The 20,004-nt window shown below is 72.6% G+C and carries 15 protein-coding genes and 3 pseudogenes; 6 read left to right on the top strand and 12 right to left on the bottom strand.

Features of this window, described 5'->3' with window-relative positions:
* Positions 1–38: 38 nt before the first annotated feature.
* The 8 genes and pseudogenes from ACIRQ9_RS26975 to ACIRQ9_RS26940 form a co-directional block, all read right to left on the bottom strand.
* Positions 39–2,123, bottom strand: coding sequence for a SpoIIE family protein phosphatase (locus ACIRQ9_RS26975; RefSeq protein WP_404178590.1), 2,085 nt, complete (start codon positions 2,121–2,123; stop codon positions 39–41).
* A 155-nt stretch (positions 2,124–2,278) separates the two neighbouring features.
* Positions 2,279–3,358 carry a S1 family peptidase gene (locus ACIRQ9_RS26970; protein WP_404178587.1) on the bottom strand — a complete coding sequence of 360 codons (1,080 nt, stop codon included), beginning with the start codon at positions 3,356–3,358 and terminating at the stop codon, positions 2,279–2,281.
* A gap of 231 nt (positions 3,359–3,589) precedes the next feature.
* Positions 3,590–4,438, bottom strand: coding sequence for a slipin family protein (locus tag ACIRQ9_RS26965; protein ID WP_404178584.1), 849 nt, complete (start codon positions 4,436–4,438; stop codon positions 3,590–3,592).
* A 123-nt stretch (positions 4,439–4,561) separates the two neighbouring features.
* Positions 4,562–5,461 (bottom strand): S1 family peptidase, encoded by a 900-nt coding sequence (locus ACIRQ9_RS26960; RefSeq protein ID WP_404178581.1) that lies wholly within the window; start codon positions 5,459–5,461, stop codon positions 4,562–4,564.
* A gap of 486 nt (positions 5,462–5,947) precedes the next feature.
* A complete protein-coding gene (locus ACIRQ9_RS26955) occupies positions 5,948–6,763 on the bottom strand; it encodes an LLM class flavin-dependent oxidoreductase (RefSeq protein WP_404178578.1) in 816 nt (271 codons plus the stop codon).
* Between the two features lie 22 nt (positions 6,764–6,785).
* Positions 6,786–7,097, bottom strand: a pseudogene (locus ACIRQ9_RS26950) (ectoine/hydroxyectoine ABC transporter ATP-binding protein EhuA); the annotation flags it as partial.
* 80 nt (positions 7,098–7,177) lie between these two features.
* Positions 7,178–8,980 (bottom strand): FAD/NAD(P)-binding protein, encoded by a 1,803-nt coding sequence (locus tag ACIRQ9_RS26945; RefSeq protein WP_404178575.1) that lies wholly within the window; start codon positions 8,978–8,980, stop codon positions 7,178–7,180.
* A gap of 53 nt (positions 8,981–9,033) precedes the next feature.
* Positions 9,034–9,297 (bottom strand): annotated as a pseudogene (locus ACIRQ9_RS26940) (amino acid ABC transporter permease); the annotation flags it as partial.
* Between the two features lie 650 nt (positions 9,298–9,947).
* Here ACIRQ9_RS26940 and ACIRQ9_RS26935 point away from each other — a divergent pair.
* Both ACIRQ9_RS26935 and ACIRQ9_RS26930 read left to right on the top strand, forming a co-directional pair.
* A pseudogene (locus ACIRQ9_RS26935) lies at positions 9,948–10,151 on the top strand (ABC transporter substrate-binding protein); the annotation flags it as partial.
* A gap of 308 nt (positions 10,152–10,459) precedes the next feature.
* Positions 10,460–10,900, top strand: coding sequence for a cell division protein SepF (locus ACIRQ9_RS26930; RefSeq protein WP_404178572.1), 441 nt, complete (start codon positions 10,460–10,462; stop codon positions 10,898–10,900).
* 37 nt (positions 10,901–10,937) lie between these two features.
* Here the strand turns inward: ACIRQ9_RS26930 and ACIRQ9_RS26925 are convergent, their stop codons facing one another.
* A complete protein-coding gene (locus tag ACIRQ9_RS26925) occupies positions 10,938–12,131 on the bottom strand; it encodes an acyl-CoA dehydrogenase family protein (RefSeq protein ID WP_404178569.1) in 1,194 nt (397 codons plus the stop codon).
* A gap of 80 nt (positions 12,132–12,211) precedes the next feature.
* Positions 12,212–13,813, bottom strand: a complete 1,602-nt coding sequence (locus ACIRQ9_RS26920; RefSeq protein WP_404178566.1) for an MFS transporter — start codon at positions 13,811–13,813, stop codon at positions 12,212–12,214.
* A gap of 261 nt (positions 13,814–14,074) precedes the next feature.
* Between ACIRQ9_RS26920 and ACIRQ9_RS26915 the strand changes: the two genes are divergently transcribed.
* Both ACIRQ9_RS26915 and ACIRQ9_RS26910 read left to right on the top strand, forming a co-directional pair.
* A complete protein-coding gene (locus ACIRQ9_RS26915; RefSeq protein WP_404178563.1) occupies positions 14,075–15,373 on the top strand; it encodes a mannosyltransferase family protein in 1,299 nt (432 codons plus the stop codon).
* A 238-nt stretch (positions 15,374–15,611) separates the two neighbouring features.
* Positions 15,612–16,649, top strand: a complete 1,038-nt coding sequence (locus ACIRQ9_RS26910; protein ID WP_404178560.1) for a phosphatase PAP2 family protein — start codon at positions 15,612–15,614, stop codon at positions 16,647–16,649.
* Between the two features lie 105 nt (positions 16,650–16,754).
* Here the strand turns inward: ACIRQ9_RS26910 and ACIRQ9_RS26905 are convergent, their stop codons facing one another.
* Complete coding sequence (locus ACIRQ9_RS26905; protein WP_351320682.1) at positions 16,755–16,970, bottom strand: I78 family peptidase inhibitor; 216 nt, start codon at positions 16,968–16,970, stop codon at positions 16,755–16,757.
* 463 nt (positions 16,971–17,433) lie between these two features.
* Complete coding sequence (locus ACIRQ9_RS26900) at positions 17,434–18,126, bottom strand: transglycosylase family protein (RefSeq protein ID WP_404178557.1); 693 nt, start codon at positions 18,124–18,126, stop codon at positions 17,434–17,436.
* Between the two features lie 540 nt (positions 18,127–18,666).
* Here ACIRQ9_RS26900 and ACIRQ9_RS26895 point away from each other — a divergent pair.
* Positions 18,667–19,449 (top strand): hypothetical protein, encoded by a 783-nt coding sequence (locus tag ACIRQ9_RS26895; RefSeq protein ID WP_404178554.1) that lies wholly within the window; start codon positions 18,667–18,669, stop codon positions 19,447–19,449.
* Between the two features lie 134 nt (positions 19,450–19,583).
* The gene (locus tag ACIRQ9_RS26890) at positions 19,584–19,991 is read left to right on the top strand and encodes a hypothetical protein (protein WP_404178551.1); all 408 of its coding nucleotides are present in this window, start codon (positions 19,584–19,586) and stop codon (positions 19,989–19,991) included.
* The last annotated feature ends 13 nt before the right edge of the window (positions 19,992–20,004 follow it).

Below are 20,004 nucleotides of genomic sequence, written 5' to 3'. Positions count from 1 at the left end.
TGCGCGGCTCCCGCCGCCCGGCGCCACGGCGCCACGGCCTACGGCCTGAAGCGGCGGCGGGCGGGGGCCGGCAGGCTCTGTTCGGCCCAGACGGTCTTGCCGTCGGCCGTGTGCCGGACGCCCCAGTTCTGGGCGAGCTGCGCGACGATGAACAGGCCGCGTCCCCCTTCGTCGGCGGTCTTCGCGTGGCGCAGCCGCGGCGCGAGGGTGTTGCCGTCGTGGACCTCGCAGGTGAGCGTGCGGTCCTTGATGAGCTGCAGCCGGGCGGGCGCGGTGCCGTAGCGGACGGCGTTGGTGACCAGCTCGCTGACGATCATCTCGGTGACGTAGGCCGTCTCCTCGTCGATGTTCCACCGGCCCAGCTGGCGGCGGGCGTGGCCGCGGGCCCTGGCGACGGCCTTGGCGTGGTGCTCCAGGTGCCAGGTGGCGGCCTGGTCGGCGGGGAAGGGGTGGGTGCGGGCGAGCAGGAGGATGACGTCGGTGCGGCGGGCGCTCTGCCGCGTCCGGTAGAGCACCTCGTCGCACAGATCCTGCAGGGGCCGTCCGGGCCGGGCCAGCACCCGGGCCAGGGTCTCCGGGAACGGCGCGGCGCGCATCAGGCCCGCGGTGTAGAAGGCGAGGACGCTGCCGTCGGCGACGGAAACCGTGGTGGCGGCGAAGGGCGGGCCCGCGGCGCTGCCCAGCGGAGGTCCGCTCGGCAGGTCCAGGATCTCGGTGCTCCCGTCGGGGTGGGCGACGACGGGCGGGGGATGCCCGGCCAGGGCGATGGTGCAGGTCTGGGCGAACGGGTCGTGGACCGCGTACAGACAGCTTCCCGTCGGGGGCACGGGGTCGCCGGGCGACAGCACCGAGCGTTCCTCGGCGAGGCTGAGCGCGGTGTCGTTGAGGCGGGCGAGGAGTTCGTCGGGCTCCAGGTCGAGGGCGGCCAGGGAGTGCACGGCGGTCCGCATCTGTCCCATCGTGATGGCCGCCTGCACGCCCTCACCGGCGACCTCGCCGACCACCAGCGCGGTGCGGGCGCCGGACAGCGCGAAGGTGTCGAACCCGCCGCCTCCGCCCGCCTCGGACGGCACGTGCAGGTACGCGCTCTCGACGGTGCTCCGCGGCGCGGGCTGGGGTGGCAGCAGGTGCCGCTGGACGGTCAGGGCGATGGTGTGCTCGCGGGTGTAGCGGCGGGCGTTGTCGATGCACAGCGCGGTGTGGGCGGCCGCTTCGAGGGCGAGGGTGACGTCGCCCTCCTCGTAGCCGTCGCCCTGGTCGGTGCGGTACAGGCTCAGCAGTCCCAGCACGGTGCGGCGCAGGGTCAGGGGCACCGTGATGAGGAGGCGGGCGCCGGAGGCGCGGATCGCCTCGGCGCGCGGCGGATCGGCCGCCAGCCAGGGCGTGTCGGGGCCGAGGGCGACGAGACGGGGCTTGAGGTCGGTCAGGGTCTGGGCGTAGGGGGTGGGGAAGGGCAGGGCCCGTACGTCGCCGACCGGATGCGCCTGGGCCTGCTCCCGGCCGCCGGTGTGGCGGTAGGCGGCACGGCGCAGCGGGACCTCCGGCCCCAGCGGGCTCAGCGGGGGCTCCTCGCCGCGTATCACGGCGTCCACCACCTCCACCACGACGATGTCGGCGAGGCCCGGCACCACGGCCTGTGCCAGTTCCTCGCAGGTGGATACCACGTCGAGGGTCCGTCCCACGTGCTCGCGCACGCCGTCGAGGACCCGCATCCGCAGGCTCGCCCGTTCGCACTCGGTGACGTCGACCATCTCCGTGAGCACGCCCCAGGCCTTCCCCCGCGCGTCCTCCAGCCGGGTCGCGGAGACGGAGAACAGGTATTCGGGCCCCGGCGCGTTCTTGCGCCGCACCCCCACGAGCCGTCCCCGCACCGCCTCGCCGCTCTCCAGGACCCCGTGCAGCATCGCCTCCACCTCGCCGGGGTGGGAGAGGGCGTACACGTCGGTGATGTGCCGGCCCAGCATCTGCTCGTAGGGCGTGCCGTGCAGATCCGGCCTGACGAGGTTGATCCGCAGGATGCGCAGCCGTGTGTCCAGGATCAGCCGGCCGGTGGGCGACTGACGGAACAGGGCCTCCAGCACCGCGGCACCCTTGCCCGGCGAGACGGCTTCGTTGTGCGCCACGGCAACCCACCTCCCTAGTCCAGCCTGCACCGAGCCCCGGTGCGCCGCTCTCCCGGGCGGGCTTCGGTGTCGTGGGCACGGCAAGGCGGGCGGCCCGGTGAACGCGGCCGCCCCGCCCCTTCGGGAGGGCGGGGCGGCTGGGCGTGCGGTGCGGGTCAGCCGATCTGGCTGCCGGTGGCCGACAGGGCCTCCGTCACCGGCTGGAAGAACGTCTCCCCGCCGGAGGTGCAGTCGCCGCTGCCGCCGGAGGTCAGGCCGACGGCGTCGCTGCCCGAGAAGAGGGAGCCGCCGCTGTCGCCCGGCTCGGCGCAGACGTCGGTCCGGATGAGCCCGCTCACCGTGCCCTCCGAGTAGTTCACGGTGGCGTTGAGCCCGGTGACCGTGCCGTCGTGGACCTGGGTGGTGGAACCGCTGCGGGTCACCTTCATGCCGACGGTGGCCTCGGCGGCGCCGGTGATCTTCCGGGCGGAGCCGTCGTAGAGGTCGACCTCGCTCGGGTGGTCCACCGTGGAGGTGTACTCGACCAGACCGAAGTCGTTGCCCGGGAAGCTGGACCGGGCGTTGGAGCCGATCACGGCGCCGGAGGAGTCCGACCAGCTGGAGATGGCGTCCGTGCAGTGCCCGGCGGTCAGGAAGTACGGCTCGCCGCCCTTGACCACGTTGAAGCCGAGCGAGCAGCGCCCGCCGGACCCGCTGATCGCGTCGCCGCCGGCGATGAAGGTCTTGAACTCCCCCTTCGAGCGCCGCAGTTCGGCCCTCTCACCGAGCCCGTCGACAACCTTGGCGAGCCGGGCCAGCGCGGTCCCGGCCACCGTCCTGTCGGCGGTGACGACGACCTTGTCGGAGACCGGGTCGGTCGCCCAGGAGGTGCCCGGGATGGTGGCGTCCCGCTTCAGCGTGCCACGCGCGCCGTCGAGTTCGGCCAGGGAGTTGGCGACGAGTCTCGCCCTGGCCCCGGCCGCCTCGACGGTCCGCGCGGCGGCGTCGTCGAGCACGTTGACGACGAGGCTCTTCGCCTTGGCGTCGTAGTACGTGCCGGCCGCGCCGGTGCCGAGGTCGGCGACCAGCGTCGAGGCGAGCTTTCCGGCCGCGGGCGCGGAGAGCGTCCGCGGTGCGGCGGTCTTGGCGGGCTCGCCGGCGTTCGCACTCTGGAAGGTCACTCCGGTGGCGACGAGCGCGGCGACGCCCGCGGCGGCGAGGGCCGCCCGGCGCCCGGGTATGCGTCGGTGCCTCAACTCATGTCCTCCTGTGGGGGGTCGGCCCGTAAGGATGTGGGGACCTCAGGGCCGGAAGGCTGGTTGACGGGCGCCCACTATTCCGACACCCACAGGGAGCACACAAGGTCGACTTCAGGACGCGTGTGCGCAGGCGGTGCGCGCCCCCCGCGCGACGGCCGTTCGCAGTCACCGCCGGGGAATTCGCACTGCAAACACTACGGGCGAGTAACCACGGGCGGAGCGTGACCCTCACCCCTGGCCGGAATGCGCCCCTCCAGGCTCGTCCGACTCCCGCGCGACCCTGTTCACCGCCGACCCGTCGGCCCCGGGCGGCAGTTGCTGCTGGGCCCGCTCCAGGAACCGCAGCAGCTCCACGGGGAAGGGCAGCACCAGCGTCGAGTTCTTCTCCGCGGCCACCGCCACCACCGTCTGCAGCAGCCGCAGTTGGAGCGCGGCGGGCTGCTCGGACATCTCCTTGGCCGCCTCCGCTAGCTTCTTGGAGGCCTGGAGTTCGGCGTCGGCGTTGATGACCCGGGCCCGGCGTTCCCGGTCGGCCTCGGCCTGCCGGGCCATGGACCGCTTCATGGTCTCGGGCAGCGACACGTCCTTGATCTCGACACGGTCGATGGTGACGCCCCACTCCACGGCCGGACTGTCGATCATCAGCTCCAGGCCCTGGTTGAGCTTCTCCCGGTTCGACAGCAGGTCGTCCAGCTCGCTCTTGCCGATGATGGACCGCAGCGAGGTCTGCGCCATCTGCGAGACGGCGAACCGGTAGTCCTCGACCCGGACGACCGCCTCGGCGGGCCCGGTCACCCTGAAGTAGACGACGGCGTCGACGCGGACGGTCACGTTGTCCCGGGTGATGCCCTCCTGCGCCGGCACGGGCATCGTGACGATCTGCATGTTGACCTTCTGGAGCCGGTCCACGAAGGGGACGATCATGGTGAAACCGGGTTCGCGCACCTCCGGTCGCAGCCGGCCGAGGCGGAACACCACGCCTCGCTCGTACTGCCTGACGACCCGTGCCGCGGCCAGTGCGTAGACCGCTCCGACGGACACGAGAGCGGCCGCGGCCGCCACCATCGCCTCGACCATGCCGGCCCCCAGGGGGTGACTCCAGTGGTCCTTCGACGGTAACTCCGCCACCCCGTCAAAAGGGAGCCCCCGCACGCCGGTTGCGTGCGGGGGCCCCCAGGGAGAACCGGTCCGGGAGGATCGTCAGCCGACGCTCACGCCGTAGTAGCTCAGCGCCTCGGTGACCGGCTGGAAGAAGGTCGTTCCGCCGGAGGTGCAGTTGCCGCTGCCGCCCGAGGTCAGACCGTAGGCCACGGAACCGCCGTAGAGCGGGCCGCCGCTGTCGCCGCCCTCGGCGCAGACCGTGGTCTGGATCATGCCGTAGACGACGTCACCGCCGCCGTAGTTGACGGTGGCGTTCAGCGCGGTGACCCGGCCGCTGTGCGTGCCGGTGGTCGAACCGCGGCGGTACACCGTCGTCCCGACGGACGGGGTGGCCGCACTGGTGATGGTCTGGCTGCCGACCGCGCTCGGGTGCGCGATCGAGCTGTTGGTGTACCGGACCAGCGCGAAGTCGTTGTTCGGGAAGCTGTAGCTGACGTTGGTGCCCAGGACCGTGGTGTGGCCGGAGTTGCTGTACCAGGTCGAGGCCACCTCACCGCAGTGCCCGGCGGTCAGGAAGTAGTACGTGCTGCCGCTGTGCACGTTGAAGCCGAGCGAGCAGCGGTAGGAGCCGCCGTAGATGGCGTCGCCACCGGTGATCAGCTTCTTGAAGGTGCCGGGGGTGCGCTTGACGGTGATCGCGCCGGCGTCGGCGCCCGCCTGGTCCTTGATCTTGGCGATCTCGGCGGCGGAGACCGTGGAGTCGGCGGTGACGACGACACGGTTGGTCTTGCTGTCGACGGCCCAGGCGGTGCCGGGGACGTTCGCCTTCAGAACGGAGCTGTTCACGGCCTTCAGTTCGCTCGCGCTGAAGGTGTGGACGGTACTCGCGCTCGCGGTGGGGACGGCGAACGCGGCAGCGGCCAGGAAACCGGTACCCACGGCGATCAGCCGGGTCCGTCTCGTGACACCGCTGCGGGGGGTCGTGCGCTTGATCCTCACTTTTCGTTCCCTCCCAGGGGAATCAGGGGGCCCGCGTGGGGTCGGGGCCCGTGAGGCGCAGCCAGGGAGGACGTCCGGGTTCCGGACACGCATGCCCCTGACAAGCGCTGTGGGGGAGTATTCGGGCGAACGACCGGTACCCGCAAGGGGGCCTTTCGGCCGTGCGACCGTGTTCGAACCCTGCCGACTTTGTGGGAACTCGTCGTGGTCCGTACGGGATGACACCCGGTCACAAATCCCTCGAATCCCTCGGGTCACTGTGCGCTCCCCCGCCCCGGCCGCGAGGTCCGTCCCGTTCCCTCGCGGCGGGAAGGGGCAGATGGCGGGGGCCGCGGCGGCGCACGGCGGCGGTCGCGCCCGGCCGGTGCCGACGGCCGGGGAGTCGCCGGCGCCGGGGAGCGGCCGAATAGATGAACCCGAAACGGCGTGCGTCCCTCTCCCCCGCGTGCCCGTCCCGTCCGCGCCGGCCGGGAGCGCACGGCCGTCTCAGGGCGCCGCGAGCTGCCCGGCTGACCGGGCCAGGCCCAGGTGCTCGCGCAGGGTGCCGCCCGGATAGAAGGTGCGGAACAGCCCGCGGTGCTGGAGCAGCGCCACGGTGCCGTTGACCAGCCGCTCCAGGTCCCGGCGCGGTTCGGCGGGCACCAGGTGGAAGCCGTCGGCGGCGCCCTCGCCGTGCCAGCCGGCGATCAGCTCCGCGAGGTCCACCGGGCCGCCTCGGTACAGCGGCCCGCGCACGGTCTGCCGGGGCCCGCCGCCGCCGTGCCCCGGCGCGGCCGCCCGCTCCCCGTCCCCCAGGTCCACCAGCAGACTCACCAGCACCCGCAGCGCGTCGGGATCCCGCCCCGACTCCCCCGCCCGGCTCCTGAGTTCGTCCCGCACGGCGGCGGCCTGAGCCGCGCTCGCGGCCCGCACCAGGACGACGTCGGCATGGCGTGCCGCGCTCCGCAGGGCGGGACCCTCGGTGGCCTCGGCGACCCGGACCGGATGCCCGTGCGAGGGTCCCGGCGTCCCGCTCCACCAGCCGGCCCGGCCCCGGCTGACCCGGTCGAGGTCGGCCAGTGCGGTCTGCGGGGCGCTCACCAGCGGCACCAGCCCGATGCGCCGGGTGGCGAGCGCGATCCGCGACAGCACGGCGAGCGGGTCGGTCTCCGCCCACCCGGACCGGCCGTCGAGCGTGACGAAGTCCAGGGCGCCGCTCTCGGCGAGCCGCGCCAGCTCCACGTGAAGCTCCGCGTCGGAGCCGTCCGCCCGGTCCACGGCGGCGGCCAGGTGCAGCAGTCCCCGGCCGTACGAGCCGCTCATGACAGACCGTCCTCTCGGCGCATCACAGCGCCTTGGAGAGGAGCGTCCGGGTCCGCTCCTCGCGCGGAGCGTCCAGCACCCGCGCCGGCGGTCCGGCCTCCACGATCCGTCCGTCGGCCATGAAGACGACGGTGTCGGCGACCTCCCGGGCGAACCCGATCCCATGGCTCACGATGATCGTCGTGGTGCGCTGCCGCGCCAGGTCCCTGATGCCGTCCAGGAGTTCACCCACCGGTTCCGGGTCGAGCGCGGAGGTCGGTTCGTCGAACAGCAGCACGGTGGGCGCCGGCGCCGGCGCCCGTGCGATCGCGGCCCGCTGCTGCCGGCCGCCGGCCCGCACCGGGAGGTCGATGCCCTTGAGCACCTCCGGCGTGCCGAAGCTCTTGTGCACGGACCCGATGTCGACCATCACGCTCATGGAGTGGACCCCTCGGGGGAAGTGGAGGCCGGACCGGCGGACCGGGCGGCGGTCCGCCCGTCCGGGTCCCGCAGGAAGGCCAGTGCCGCCCGCGCCGCGCCGTCGTTCTGCCGGAAGGCGGGGCCGCCGGTGCGCGGCCGGGTGAACGCGCCGGGTGTGCGGGCGTCGGTGAACGGCCCGAGCGCGAACCGGCGGGGATGCGGCCGGCCGCTCACGTCCAGGACGCGGCCGTCCGCGGGATCGACTCTGAGCAGCCCCTCGGGCGTCTCGGCGGCCCCGTCGGTCAGGAGTTCGCGCAGCAGCGTCTCCCGGGTCCGTCCCACGGTGGGTTCGGGCAGCCGCGCCTCGACGAGCGCCCGCGCCTCGACCACGAACCCGGGCACGGTCTCCGCGGACGCCGCGAACACGCCGTCCCGCGCCGTCACCTCCGTCCCGGCGCCGAGGAACCTGACCACTCCCGCCCGGGACAGCGCGAGCAGCTGCCGCAGCCGGGGGCCGGGCGGCCCCGAGGCCAGGTAGCTGAAGAACCCGTGCCACCAGGGGCCGATGTCACCGAGCCGCACCAACTGCCCGTAGACGGAAAGCAGTCCGAGGAAGACCGCCAGGTCGGCGCTGTGCCCGGGATCGTGACGGCGGCTCAGGTCCGCCTCGACGTAGGTCCGCAGACCCTCCTGGAACTCCTCGTGGGATCCGAAGCGCACGCCCTCCAGCGGCCGGTCGAGCGCCGCGAGGTCGAGCCGGTCGGCCGGGTCCGGCACGGCGGACGCCACCAGCGCCCGGATCTCCGCCCCGGTCCCGGCGGCGGCGTACTTCTCCTCGAAGTCCCGCCAGGCGACGGCCGTCCGCTCGGGGTGGACGGTGAACAGCCGGTGGTAGTGGGCGAAGCCGAGTTCCTTCTCCACCAGGGGCCACACGTCCCGGCGGAAGTCGAGACGGCCGGGCCTCGCGCGCAGTTCGTCGACCTCGGCGGGGCCGAGGAACCGGGGCAGCGGCGGCCGTTCGCCGGTCCAGTCGTAGCCGATCTTCGCGTGGTACGGCACCCCGCGCCGTGAGCCGACGTACAGCACCGGTTCGCGTCCCGAGGGCACGTAGGTGTCCCCTTCGTACCGTCCGCCACGGCCCTCCGTGAGGAGCACCATCAGGTCGACGAAGGCCAGCCCGAAGCCGCGCACCAGCACCGGTTCGCCGGGCCGTAGCGCGGACAGGTCGCTGTCGGCGGTGAAGTCCGGGGGCAGGTGGACCAGTCCGTGCGTGCGGGCGTACGCGGCCAGGGCCTGCTGTTCGGGGTCGAGGTCGGCGTCGAGGTGGCCGAGGGCGAGGACGACGAGGTCGGCGACGAGCGGGTCCCGGCGGCCCTCGAGCCAGACCTGCTGACGCCCGTCGCGCGGACCGCTCACCCGCAGGGCCCGGTGGGGATGGTGCCGGACGGTGACGCCGTCGGGCAGGCCGGCCACGGCGCGGTCGTACACGTGCCGCAGGTACCGGCCCTGGATCTGCCGGTCGGCGAAGGTACGGCCGTCCAGTCCCGCCCACTCGTGCAGGGTCGGACCCTCGCGCACCGGGCCGGTCATGCGCACCGTCTCGTCGGTGAACATGGTGACGTCCTCGGCGTGCGAGTTCATCCACAGCAGCGGCGACTGCGCGGCCCGCCAGATCCGGCCGGCGCCGGGCGGATGGGGGTCGACCAGGTGGATGTCGAGGCCGTCGCCGGCGTACAGCTCGGGCGCGTTGGCGGCGATGCGCTCCAGGAGTCCGGTCCCCCGCGGACCGGCTCCCACGATCACCAACCGGGACCTCATCGGCCCGTTCCCGTGCCGCGCGCGGAGTGCTTCTCGACGGAGTGCCGGCCGATGCCGAGCACCGAGGTGACGACGGTGTACCACAGGGTGAGCCACAGGCCGAGCAGTACGGAGGCGGTGGTGAAGCAGTCGGCGACGACGTCCCGTGGGAACGCCTTGTTGCGCACCACCGAGGCGGTCGCGAGGCCGAGCAGGACGAGGACGGCGACGGCCGCGGTCCCTTGTCCGTACCGGCGGCGCGGGACGACTCTCAGGTGGTGCGCGCGTTCGGGTATACCGAGCGCGGCAGGGACGGTGGCGAGGGTGTCGGATGACATGCGAAGGCTCCGTGACGGATCATTCGAGCACGCTGGACGCGCGCACGGTGGTGCGGCGGGTGCCTTCACACGGAGCGCCGCCGCTGGGCGGCGCTCGCACGGCCGAGCCCCTCAGCAGGGCCGTCCGTCGACTGTACGGCGCCGTTTCCCCTCCCTGTCAAGGGTGTCCGGACTGTGAGCAGCGCGTCTCAGGTCGGTTGACGGGGAACCGGAGACCTGTTCCACTTGGCCCATGCATCCGCAGCAGTGGCTGGTCACCCGCTCCCACATCGACTTCGGTCGCGTGTGGTCCTCTTCCTGTTGAGCTGACCCACTGCGCGCCCCGCCGACGGCGGGGACTCCTCGCGTTCTGTGCCGCTTTCCCCGTTCCGCCTTCACACGCGCACCCCTCCCCTCGCACTCCCCCTCGCGCCGCGCCTCCAGGTCCGCACGCCTGCTGATCCCAGGAGACCGCCCGACGATCCGTACGCCCGTCCCATACCCGCCACCGGTTCCTGCTCCCCGCTTTCGCGATCACCTCGGTCACGGCCCTGTCCCTCACCGCCTGCGGTTCCGGTTCCGGCGGCCCGTCGGGCTCCGGTTCGGCACGGGGGGGGGCGGCGGCCGGGAGCGGCGCGATCCCCACCACCGACGTGGTCTCCGCGGCCCACGAGGACCTGAAGATCCTCAACGAGTACCACCGGCTCGACGTCGGTTTCGCCCTCAAGAAGGGCACGAAACGGGCGCCCGCGTTCAGGGCGGCCGTGAACAGGCTCATCACCGACGGTGCCTACGAACGGATTCCGCGGAAGCGGGGGACGACCGCGTCGGCGATCGGCACCTCGCGGATCTCCCCGCCCGAGCTGAAGAACTGACAGTACGTCAGGGCCGGTACGACGCTGAGCTGGGCCGTCGTATCGGCCTACTGTCGTTTCATCGACGCCCGTCGATTCACTCGGACGCACCGCTCATCACCCATACGCCCGGAACAATCATATTTCACTCACAGTCAGCAGCCGTGTGAGTCACGACCCTTGGGGTACCTGGGCTCTCGACGTTTGCGCTCTGCACCAGTACCGTCACAAACCCCCCGCGCGGCGTCTATCCACTTGGCGCGCCATCCGCATCATGGACGACCATAGGGATGCGGAAGCATGAAAGACCGCTGTGAGAGGAGGCGTCCATGGGATCGGTACGCAAGGCGAGTGCCTGGCTTGGCCTCGTCGACGACAACGATGACGAGCGCTACTACGACGACGACTACTCCGAAGGGACCGAGCAGCCCGGGGATGCCTGGGTCACCGACCCGCGGGTCAAGGTGGCCACGGACACCGCCGAGGAGAAGGGCCGCCGGATCGGCACGGTCACCCCGGACAGCTTCCGGGACGCCCGCGCGATCGGCGAGCTGTTCCGCGAGGGCGTGCCGGTCATCGTGAACCTCACCGCCATGGAGGCCGGCGACGCCAAGCGGGTCGTCGACTTCGCGGCCGGGCTGATCTTCGGCCTCCGTGGTTCGATCGACCGGGTGTCCAACCGGGTCTTCCTGCTCTCCCCCGCCAACACCGAGATCGTCAACGGCGAGCCGGCCGCGCGCCGGGAGGACGGTTTCTTCAACCAGAGCTGAGGCAGGGCCGCTCGCCGGCCCTGCCCCCGCGCAGGGGTCACCGGAAGGCGTCGAGCCCGGTGAGCGCCTTGCCCAGCACGAGCTGGTGCATCTCGACGGTGCCCTCGTAGGTGAGCACCGACTCCAGGTTGGTCGCGTGCCGCATCACCGGGTACTCCAGCGAGATCCCGTTGGCGCCGAGGACCGTCCGTGCCGTACGGCAGATCTCGATCGCCTCCCGCACGTTGTTGAGTTTGCCGAAGCTGACCTGCTCGGGACGCAGGCGGCCGGCGTCCATCCGCCGCCCGAGGTGATGGGCGAGCAGGATCCCCTTGTGCAGTTCGACCGCCATGTCGGCGATTTTGGCCTGGGTGAGCTGGAAGCCCCCGATGGGCCTGCCGAACTGCTCCCGCGACTTCGCGTAGTCGACGGCCGTCTCGAAACAGGTGCGGGCCGCGCCCATGGCGCCCCAGACGATGCCGTAGCGCGCGTGCGACAGACAGCTGAGCGGCCCCTTGAGCCCCGTGACCTCGGGCAGCACGGCGTCGGCGGGCAGCCGTACGTCGTCCATCACCAGCTCGCTGGTGACGCTCGCCCGCAGCGACCACTTGTGCTTGATCTCCGGCGCGGAGAAGCCGGGCGTGTCGGTGGGCACGACGAACCCGCGGATCCCGTTGTCGCTCTGCGCCCACACGACGGCGACGCCCGCCACCGAGCCGTTGGTGATCCACATCTTCCGGCCGTTGAGCACCCAGTCGCCGCCGGCCTCGCGCTTGGCGTAGGTGCGCATGGCGGCGGGGTCGGAGCCGTGGTCGGGCTCGGTGAGGCCGAAGCACCCGATGACCTCACCGGCGGCCATGGCGGGCAGCCAGCGGGACTTCTGTTCCTCGCTCCCGAACCGGTGGACGGCGTACATCGCGAGCGATCCCTGCACGGACACCAGCGAGCGGATGCCCGAGTCGGCGGCCTCCAGCTCCAGGCAGGCCAGCCCGTACTGCACGGCGGACGCCCCGGCGCAGCCGTAGCCGGTCAGCGACATCCCGAGGGCACCGATCGCGCCCAGTTCCCTGGCCAGCTCCCGGATGCCGGGCAGCTCCCCGCTCTCGTACCAGTCGGCGACGAACGGCAGCACCCGGTCGGCCGCCCAGTTCCGCACGGTCTCCCGGACGGCGAGATCCTCCGGCTCCAGAAGATCGTCGATGCCGAGCGGATCACCGGCATCGAACGGAGGCAACTTCCCGGACGCGGACATGCAGACCCTCCTGAAACTAGCACCGCTAGTCGGACCAGGCTACGCGCAGTCTCCCTGATCGCCCAGCCGCCCCCGACCGGTCAGGCCGAGACGCGGGACCTCTGGGGCTCCCTGGGGGCCGGCACCTCGACCGCGGCCTCCTCGCACTGCATCACCCGGGGCAGCCGCAGCGCCATCACCGCGCCCAGCAGCAGCAGACCCGCGCTCACCAGCAGCGTCACGTGCAGACCGTGCACGAAGGAGTCCCTCGCCGCCCGGCGCAGCGCCGCGCCCGTGGGGCCGCCGAGTCGGCCTGCGACGTCGTAGGCCTCGCCCAGCGAGTGGCCGGCCGCCGCGGACTCCGCTCGCGGCACTCCGGGCACCCGCGCAAGTCCGGGCGCGTAGGCGGCGTTCATCACGCTGCCGAGGAGCGCGATCCCGATGCCCGCGCCCAGTTGGTAGGAGGTCTCGCCGATCGCCGCCGCCCCGCCGGCCTGCGCGGCGGGCGCCTCGCTCAGCATCGACTCGTACGCCCCGAAGAGCGTGGTCTCCAGGCCGAAGCCGAGCAGCACGAAACCGAACAGCAGCAGGCCCGCGTTGTCGGCGCCGCCCATCGCGGTCAGCGTCAGCACCGCCGCGGCGGTCAGGCAGAAACCGAAGCACACCATCCGGCGCGGCCCGACGCGCCGCAGCAGCCGCGCCCCGGCCAGGCCGGCCGCCATCGCGGCGAGCGTCAGCGGCAGCAGGCGCAGCCCGGTCTGCAACGGCGACAGGCCCAGCACCAGTTGCAGGTACTGCGCGGCGATCAGTTCGAGACCCACCAACGCGAGCATCGCGAGGACGATGCAGCCCACCGAGGTGCTGAACGCGGGCCGGGCGAACATCTTCAGGTCCACCAGCGGGTACGTGCGCCGCCGTTGTCGTCGTACGAACAGGAACAGCAGCAGCGCGCCGACCACCAGCGGCGCCACCGTCAGCGCGTCGGCGGCCGGTTCGCCGCTGCCCAGCCGCTTCACGGCGAACACCACGCCGAACAGGCCAAGGGCCGCCATCAGGGCGCCCACGACGTCCCAGGGACCGTCGCGGTCGCCGCGCGACTCGGGGAGCAGCAGCCGTCCCACGGGCAGACTGATCAGCATCAGCGGGATGTTGACCAGGAAGACCGAACCCCACCAGAAGTGTTCGAGCAGGAAGCCGCCCAACAGCGGCCCCACGGCGGCGCCGACCGCCGCCACCGCGCTCCAGACGCCGATGGCCAGGGCGCGTTCGCGGCGGTCGGGGAAGACCTGCCGGAGGATCGACAGCGTCGCCGGCATGATCATGGCGCCGCCGACGCCGAGCAGTGCCCGGGCCCCGATCAGCGCTCCGGCGGTGGGCGCGGCCGCCGCGGCGGCCGAGGCGACCCCGAAGAGGGCGTACCCGAGGAGCAGGACACGGCGCCGGCCCACGCGGTCGCCGAGCGTGCCGAAGAGGATCAGCAGCGAGGCGCAGACCAGTGGGTAGACGTCGACGATCCAGAGCAGTTCCATGGCGCCCGGCTTGAGGTCCTCGGTGACGGCGGGCACCGCGACGTGCAGCACGGTCGCGTCGAGGGCGACCAGCAGCAGGCTGATGCAGAGGACGACGAGGACGACCCAGCGGTTGGCACCGGTACCGGTCGCCCGACGGCGCGGCCGTACGGCTGCCGTGGTCGTACCGGACATGTACGTACCTCCCAGATGATCCCTCGCGTACGGCGGATCGGCGGGCGGGGACTCCCCGTCGTACGGCCGGAGAGGAGCGGGGGTCTCCGGCCCGCGCATACGAACGCGAGTGACACGACAGCGTACGCGAGTTCGTTCCGGGGGTACGTGGCGGACCTCTCACCGGCTGCCGGGAAGTCGTGTGGTGTACGCCACTGACCTCGGGGTCCCGGCGGGCGGGGCCGGCTCCGCGGGATGCGGGCCGCGTCGATAATCGAGCCTGTGACCGATCTTGAGACGCCCGTGGCGGCCTCGCGTGTCCCGGCCCTGCGCCGGGCGGCGCCGGCCCTGCTCGGGTACGCCGCCGTGCGCGCCCTCGGCCTGCTCGCGCTGGCCGTGTGGAGCGGGGCGCGCGGCAAGAGCGCGTACGGCCTGCTGACGGCGCGCTGGGACTCGCTGTGGTACGCCCGTGTCGCCGGGCTCGGGTACGGCTACGAGGTGCGGCTGCCCAACGGTGACGTCCACTCCGACCTGGCCTTCTTCCCGCTGCTGCCGTGGCTGGAGCGGCTGCTGCACGCGCTCACGCCGCTGTCGTACGGGGGCGCGGGCCTCACGGTCTCCCTGCTCGCCTCGCTCGCCGCGGCCTGGGGGGTCTTCGCCGTCGCCGACCTCGTCCACGGCCCGCGGGTCGGCGTCCGCGCGGTCCTGCTGTGGGCGGTGCTGCCGGTCGGGATCGTCCAGTCGATGGCGTACAGCGAGTCCCTGTTCACCGCGCTGGCCGCGTGGTCGCTGTACGCCGTGCTGACCGGCCGCTGGGTGGGCGCCGGGGTGCTGGCCGCGCTGGCGGGGCTGACCCGGCCGGTGGGGCTCGCCGTCGTGGCGGCGGTGTGGGCGGCGGGCGTGGTCTCGTTCGTGCGGGCTCGGAGCGGGGGCGTGCGCGACCGGGGCGCGGGGCACGCGTCGGGCGCGCCGGACGACGGACGCGCCCCGGAGGAGTCCGGCACCGCCCCGCCCCGGCGCGTTCCGCGACCACCCGGCGCGCCACCCGCGGCGCACGCCCCCCATGTCACGGAGGGCGCGCCCGCCTGGCGGCGCCTCCTCGGCATGCTCCTCGCCCCCGTCGGCGCCGCCGCCTACGTGCTGTGGGTCGGCCACCGCACCGGCAAGGGACCGCTCGGCTACCTGGACGTCCAGGCGGGCTGGCGCAACGGCTTCGACGGCGGTTACGCGTTCGCGCGCTTCGTCGCCGACAAGTTCACGTCATTTCCGTCCGCCCTGGCCGGAGCGGGTTTGACCGTGGGTGTCTGTCTGCTGCTGTGGCTCTACGTGATCGGCGTACGACAGCGTCAGCCGCTTCCGCTGCTGGTCTACACGGGCGTCGTCCTCGCGCTCGCGCTGTGCGCGTCGAGTTATTTCGGCTCCAAGCCGCGCCTGCTGATGCCGGCCTTCCCGCTGCTGCTGCCGCCCGCCCGGGCCCTGGCCGCCGCACGCCCGCGCAGATCGGTGCTGGTCACCGCGGCGGTGGCGGTGGCTTCGGCGGTGTATGGCGCGTTCTGGCTGAACGGCTCGGGCCCGCCATGATCATCGGCGCACCGACGGTGAGCGGCCGGGGGACTCCACGCCACGCTTTGGTTAACGAATTCATAAGTGCCATAAAACGGCCGCCCGGCATGATCAAAGGAATTGAAGGCCGGGCACGCCGCGGATTACGGAATCCTTAGAATTCGGAGACCTCCTGAGAGGTTTCCCACATCACATCGTCATCACAAAGCCGCTGTTTCGACCGGGAACAGAGCTCACTCGCTGTAACGTCGATTGGGTGCGTACCGAACGAAACCTCACCCGTCTGGACCGGGTGTTCGCCAGACTGGACCGTGAGCCGGAACGACCGGCCCACATCGATGTGCCGAGGATGAGCCGGCACCGGGTCGTGTTGTTCACCGCGACCCTCGCCTTCTACCTGGCGATCGTGTGGGCCGTCGTGATCACGTCCTGGCTGGTCCGGCTCGACTGGCTGGTCATGTTCTTCCGGCCGTACCAGCAGTGGTCGGAGATCCACTGGTTCGTCGACTACTACGTGGTCCTCGGCCAGCGCGGCCCGACCGCCGTGATGGTCGCGTCCTGGCTGGGCTGGCGCTCCTGGCGCCAGCACACCCTGCGCCCGCTGCTGACCCTCGGTGCCTCGCTGCTGCTGCTCAACATCACGGTCGGCGCCGCCAAGCTCGGCATGGGACGCCTCGGACCGCACTACGCGACCGTGATCGGCTCGAACGAGATGGGCCTGGGCGGCGATATATTTCCCAGCGGACACACCGCCAACGCGGTGGTGACCTGGGGAATTCTGGCATATCTGGCCTCCACCCCCAGGGCCCGCCGCTGGCTCTCCGCCGCTTCCGCGGTCACCTCGCTCGGGGTGGGCATGTCCACCGTCTACCTCGGTACGCACTGGCTGAGCGACGTACTGCTGGGCTGGGCCGCCGGACTGCTGATCCTGCTGGCGCTGCCGTGGTGCGAGCCGTTCATCGCGCGCGCCGAGACTTGGATCTTCGACCTGCGCGACCGCTGGCGCGCCGGCCGCGGCCGCACGGCCCCCGCGCCCGTGCCCGTGCCCGTGCCCGTCTCACCGGTGGTGCTCAAGCCGCGTGCGGCGGCCGCCGAGGACGCGCCCGCTCCGGAGCGCGAGCCGGTCTCCCCGGTCCGCTCGCCCCGGACCCCGATCCATCTGGCGCCGGGCCCGCACACGGCCCGCTCGGAGCGCACCCCGGTCACCCCGGCCGGCAGCCGCCGGCCGCCGCACCCCGAGCGTCAGCCGCGCGGCGGCGCCGCCCAGCCGGCCCGCCCGCTGACGGGCGGCTGACGCCCCGGCCGACCCGCGCGCGGGCACCCGGTACGCACAGCCGGCCCGCACGCACCGAAGGCCCCGGTTCCCCCTGCGGGAACCGGGGCCTTCGCCGTCGCGGGGTCAGCCCTTCCAGGCGCGCGCCACGACGCCGTCGCGCACCTCGAAGTTGAGCCGCCCCGCCCGGTACTCCATGGTGATGATCGCGCCCGGTGGCAGCGCGCGGACCGTAGGCCACCCCCGCTGCCGGGCGAGCCGTTCCGCGTCGCCCGCGTCGAGGCCTACGTATCCCTGCGGGCTGTCCTGGGGCTCCTGCGCCGGAGCCGGATTCGGTGCCATACGGCCACGCTAGGCGGCTTCCGGCGGCGACGGAAGCCGAGAACGGCCGCGACGTCCGACGTCCCTCCCCGGTCACGCTTCTGTCACAGAATCACGACACGCGTTTCGATCGAACTCCGTCACACGTTCGAGCGGTTCAGTACGTCTTCTCGGCTCATTCGCACGCAATTCCCCGGCGCCGGTAAGGTCTTCCGAAAAGCGCGCCGGAAAGAACCGGAAGCCGGGACCCGGTGCGCTCGGCCGGGCGCATTCCATTCCGATTCCCCGGGCCGCCGCGCGAGCTGACACCGCATAAGAGATTCACCGCTTCGGCACAGAACCCCCCCTTGGCGGCCCGGCTCCGGGCCGGTGTGGCGGCGCCGCGAACTCGACGCCGTCCGGGCGCGCGAACCGCCCTCACCACGCGCCGCGCCCCGCCCGGTCGGAGCCGGGCGGGGCGTGGCGGTGCGGGGCGGGAGGTGCGTCAGAGCGCGAGGCGCTGCCCGGGCACGATGAGGTTCGGGTCGCCGCCGATGACGTCCTCATTGGCGGCGTACAGGCGTTGCCAGGTGGTGCCGTGCCGCTCGGCGATCCGGCTCAGGGTGTCGCCCTCGCGGACGGTGTAGTCGCCCCGGGCCGCGTCACGGCCGGTGCGGGTTGCCGGGCGCCGCGCCTCCTTGTGCGCGGGGGCCGACCCGGTGCTCTGCCGGGTGGCCGATCCGCCGGTGGAGCGGGTCGCCGGCTCGGTGCGGCTCCTCGTGGTCGCGGAGGCCCCCTCGGGCGCCGAACCGGTCGCTCCGGCCCGCGCCGAGCAGACCGGCCACGCCCCCCAGCCCTGGGCCTGCTGGACCCTGGTGGCGACGGCTATCTGCGCTTCCCTGGAGGCCTGGTCGGCCGTCGACGCGTAGGCGGAGCCGCCGTACGCGCGCCAGGTGGAGGCGGAGAACTGCAGTCCGCCGAAGTAGCCGTTGTGGGTGTTGATGTGCCAGTTGCCGCCGCTCTCGCACTGGGCGATGCGGTCCCACACCCCGTTGTCCGCCGCCGCGGCGTTGCCGGTCGCGGCCAGCAGGCCCAGCGGGGCGAGCAGCGCCGCTCCGGCCAGGGCCGCCGTCGTACGGCCCCTGCGGGAACCGCTGCGGTCGACGGTCTCACGGGTGGTATCGGCACACTCGGACATGTATATCCCTCTCCACGTACCCGGGATCCCCCAGGCGGGACGCGGTCCCCGCGATGGACGCGGTTCGTCGCGGCCGCCCCGTCCGCCGCGGCCGGCACCGTGACGGTGCTCTTCCTGGTGCCGGCCGGCGGACGTACCCGAGCGGTGCTCGTTGCACACGGCGGAGGAATCTAGAGAGCGGGAACGTCCGGAATCAACCAACTCCCTGTCGAGCCAGGCCAGTTCCACGTTACCGAAGGTAGCGGCGAATTCCGGACACCCACTACATACCCTGATTTCATGATGTGTCGACCATGCGATCGATGGATCTGTGACCCACTTCACCGCCTCAAACTCTCTTGGCGTGCGCCTAGTTGACGGAGCGTGCCGATTTCCGCACGCCGGGTGACCCAGTGCGATGGATGGTTGGATCCCGATCCCCCGGGGGCGTGACCACCACCACAGATCACCCGTTGTCTTCTTCATGAGCCCGCAACCCCCAGGGGCTCACGGACCGGGATCCGCCCGGGCCTTCACGTACCGCATCCCGAGGGAGCCACCGTGCCGCGCATGCTCGACGTCAGCGACGAGGTACGCGCCGAGATCGGCGACGAAGAAGCCGACCGGCTGCTCGCCGGAGACAACGCCCCAGGCAGTTACGACTGCACGTCCTGCCGCACCCCGGGCGACTCCGAACAGGAGCGCACCAGCACCGTCCTGTTCATCGGTGACGAGACCGCCGTCCTCGCCTTCGCCCACGCGGGCTGCCTGCCCTCGCAGGTCGTCCAGGTCACCGAGGAGCAGTTGCAGGGCGCGGTCCGCTCGATCAGCGGCGACAGCGCGCCCGGCGGGCCGCGGAAGTCCGTGCCCGAGCAGGCGGTGCTCGGTGTCACCAGCGGACTGGTACTGATCGCCGGTGAGCTGCACCCCGCGCTCGTCGTCGAGCCGACCTCGCCCATCGTGCGGCCTGGCACGGACGGGGTGGGCGACGACTTCCTGCCGCTCCTCATCGAGCAGGGCTTCATGCCGCTGACGGCGCTGGCCGCGGTGCCGCCGGTGCTGCACGGCTGGTCGGTGCTGCTGGCGGTGGGCCAGCTGCACGCGGTGCTCCAGCCGGGCACCAACGGCGGTCAGCCGGTGGCCTGGTGGCAGGCGCACCAGCCGCTGCAGGTGACCGACGGCTGGCGGGCGGCCGCCAACAAGCACCAGCAGGTGCTGATGTTCGCGGCGCCGGTCGGGTCGATCGGCCGGCAGCCCCGCGAGGACCTGCTGCGCGACGCGCTCGACAAGGCCGCGGCGAACGGCAAGCTGGTGGCGGCGGCGCTGCCCCTCGCGGGGGTCTGAGGACCGCCCCGAGGCCGCCGCCCTTCACCGGACCGGCGGCCGGGGGCGCGTCATGGCTGGTCGCGCGGTCGACCGCCCGCCAACGCGGCGCGGGCGAGCCGCATCCCTTTGGTGACCCGGTCGTTTGGACATACGTGCACGCATACGACCTTCCGCCCCGCCGGCCGTCCTTCTCCGCCGTTCCGTCCGCCCGGACGGGACAGGAGAGCCTGGGCTCCCTCTCGGCCACGCCGATCTACGACTCGCTCTACGCGGAGTGGGTCAAGAGCTTCCGAACGCTGCCGGGCGACCGCAGCGGTGAGGAGGAGATGGGCTTCGTCGCCTTCGGGACGACCCCGTTCAGCACCGGCACCTACGGCCTCGGGATGTACGGAGGAAACTCCTACAGCGCGTACAGCGCGGGCGCCTACAGCGCCCGCAACGGCGGTGACCAGCCGCAGCCGCCGCAGTGGCAGCGGATCGGGCCGCTCGGACGGTCCCAGGAGACCGGGATGCATCCGGTGCCGGCGGCGCTGCCGCCCGGTCCGCGCCGGGGCCAGTGACGCAGATGCCCGA

It is taken from the genome of Streptomyces sp. NPDC101237 (assembly GCF_044767465.1).
Classification (GTDB): domain Bacteria; phylum Actinomycetota; class Actinomycetes; order Streptomycetales; family Streptomycetaceae; genus Streptomyces; species Streptomyces gramineus.
The sequence above is the reverse complement of the archived record's forward strand: the minus strand, read 5'-3'. Positions and strand labels throughout refer to the sequence as shown.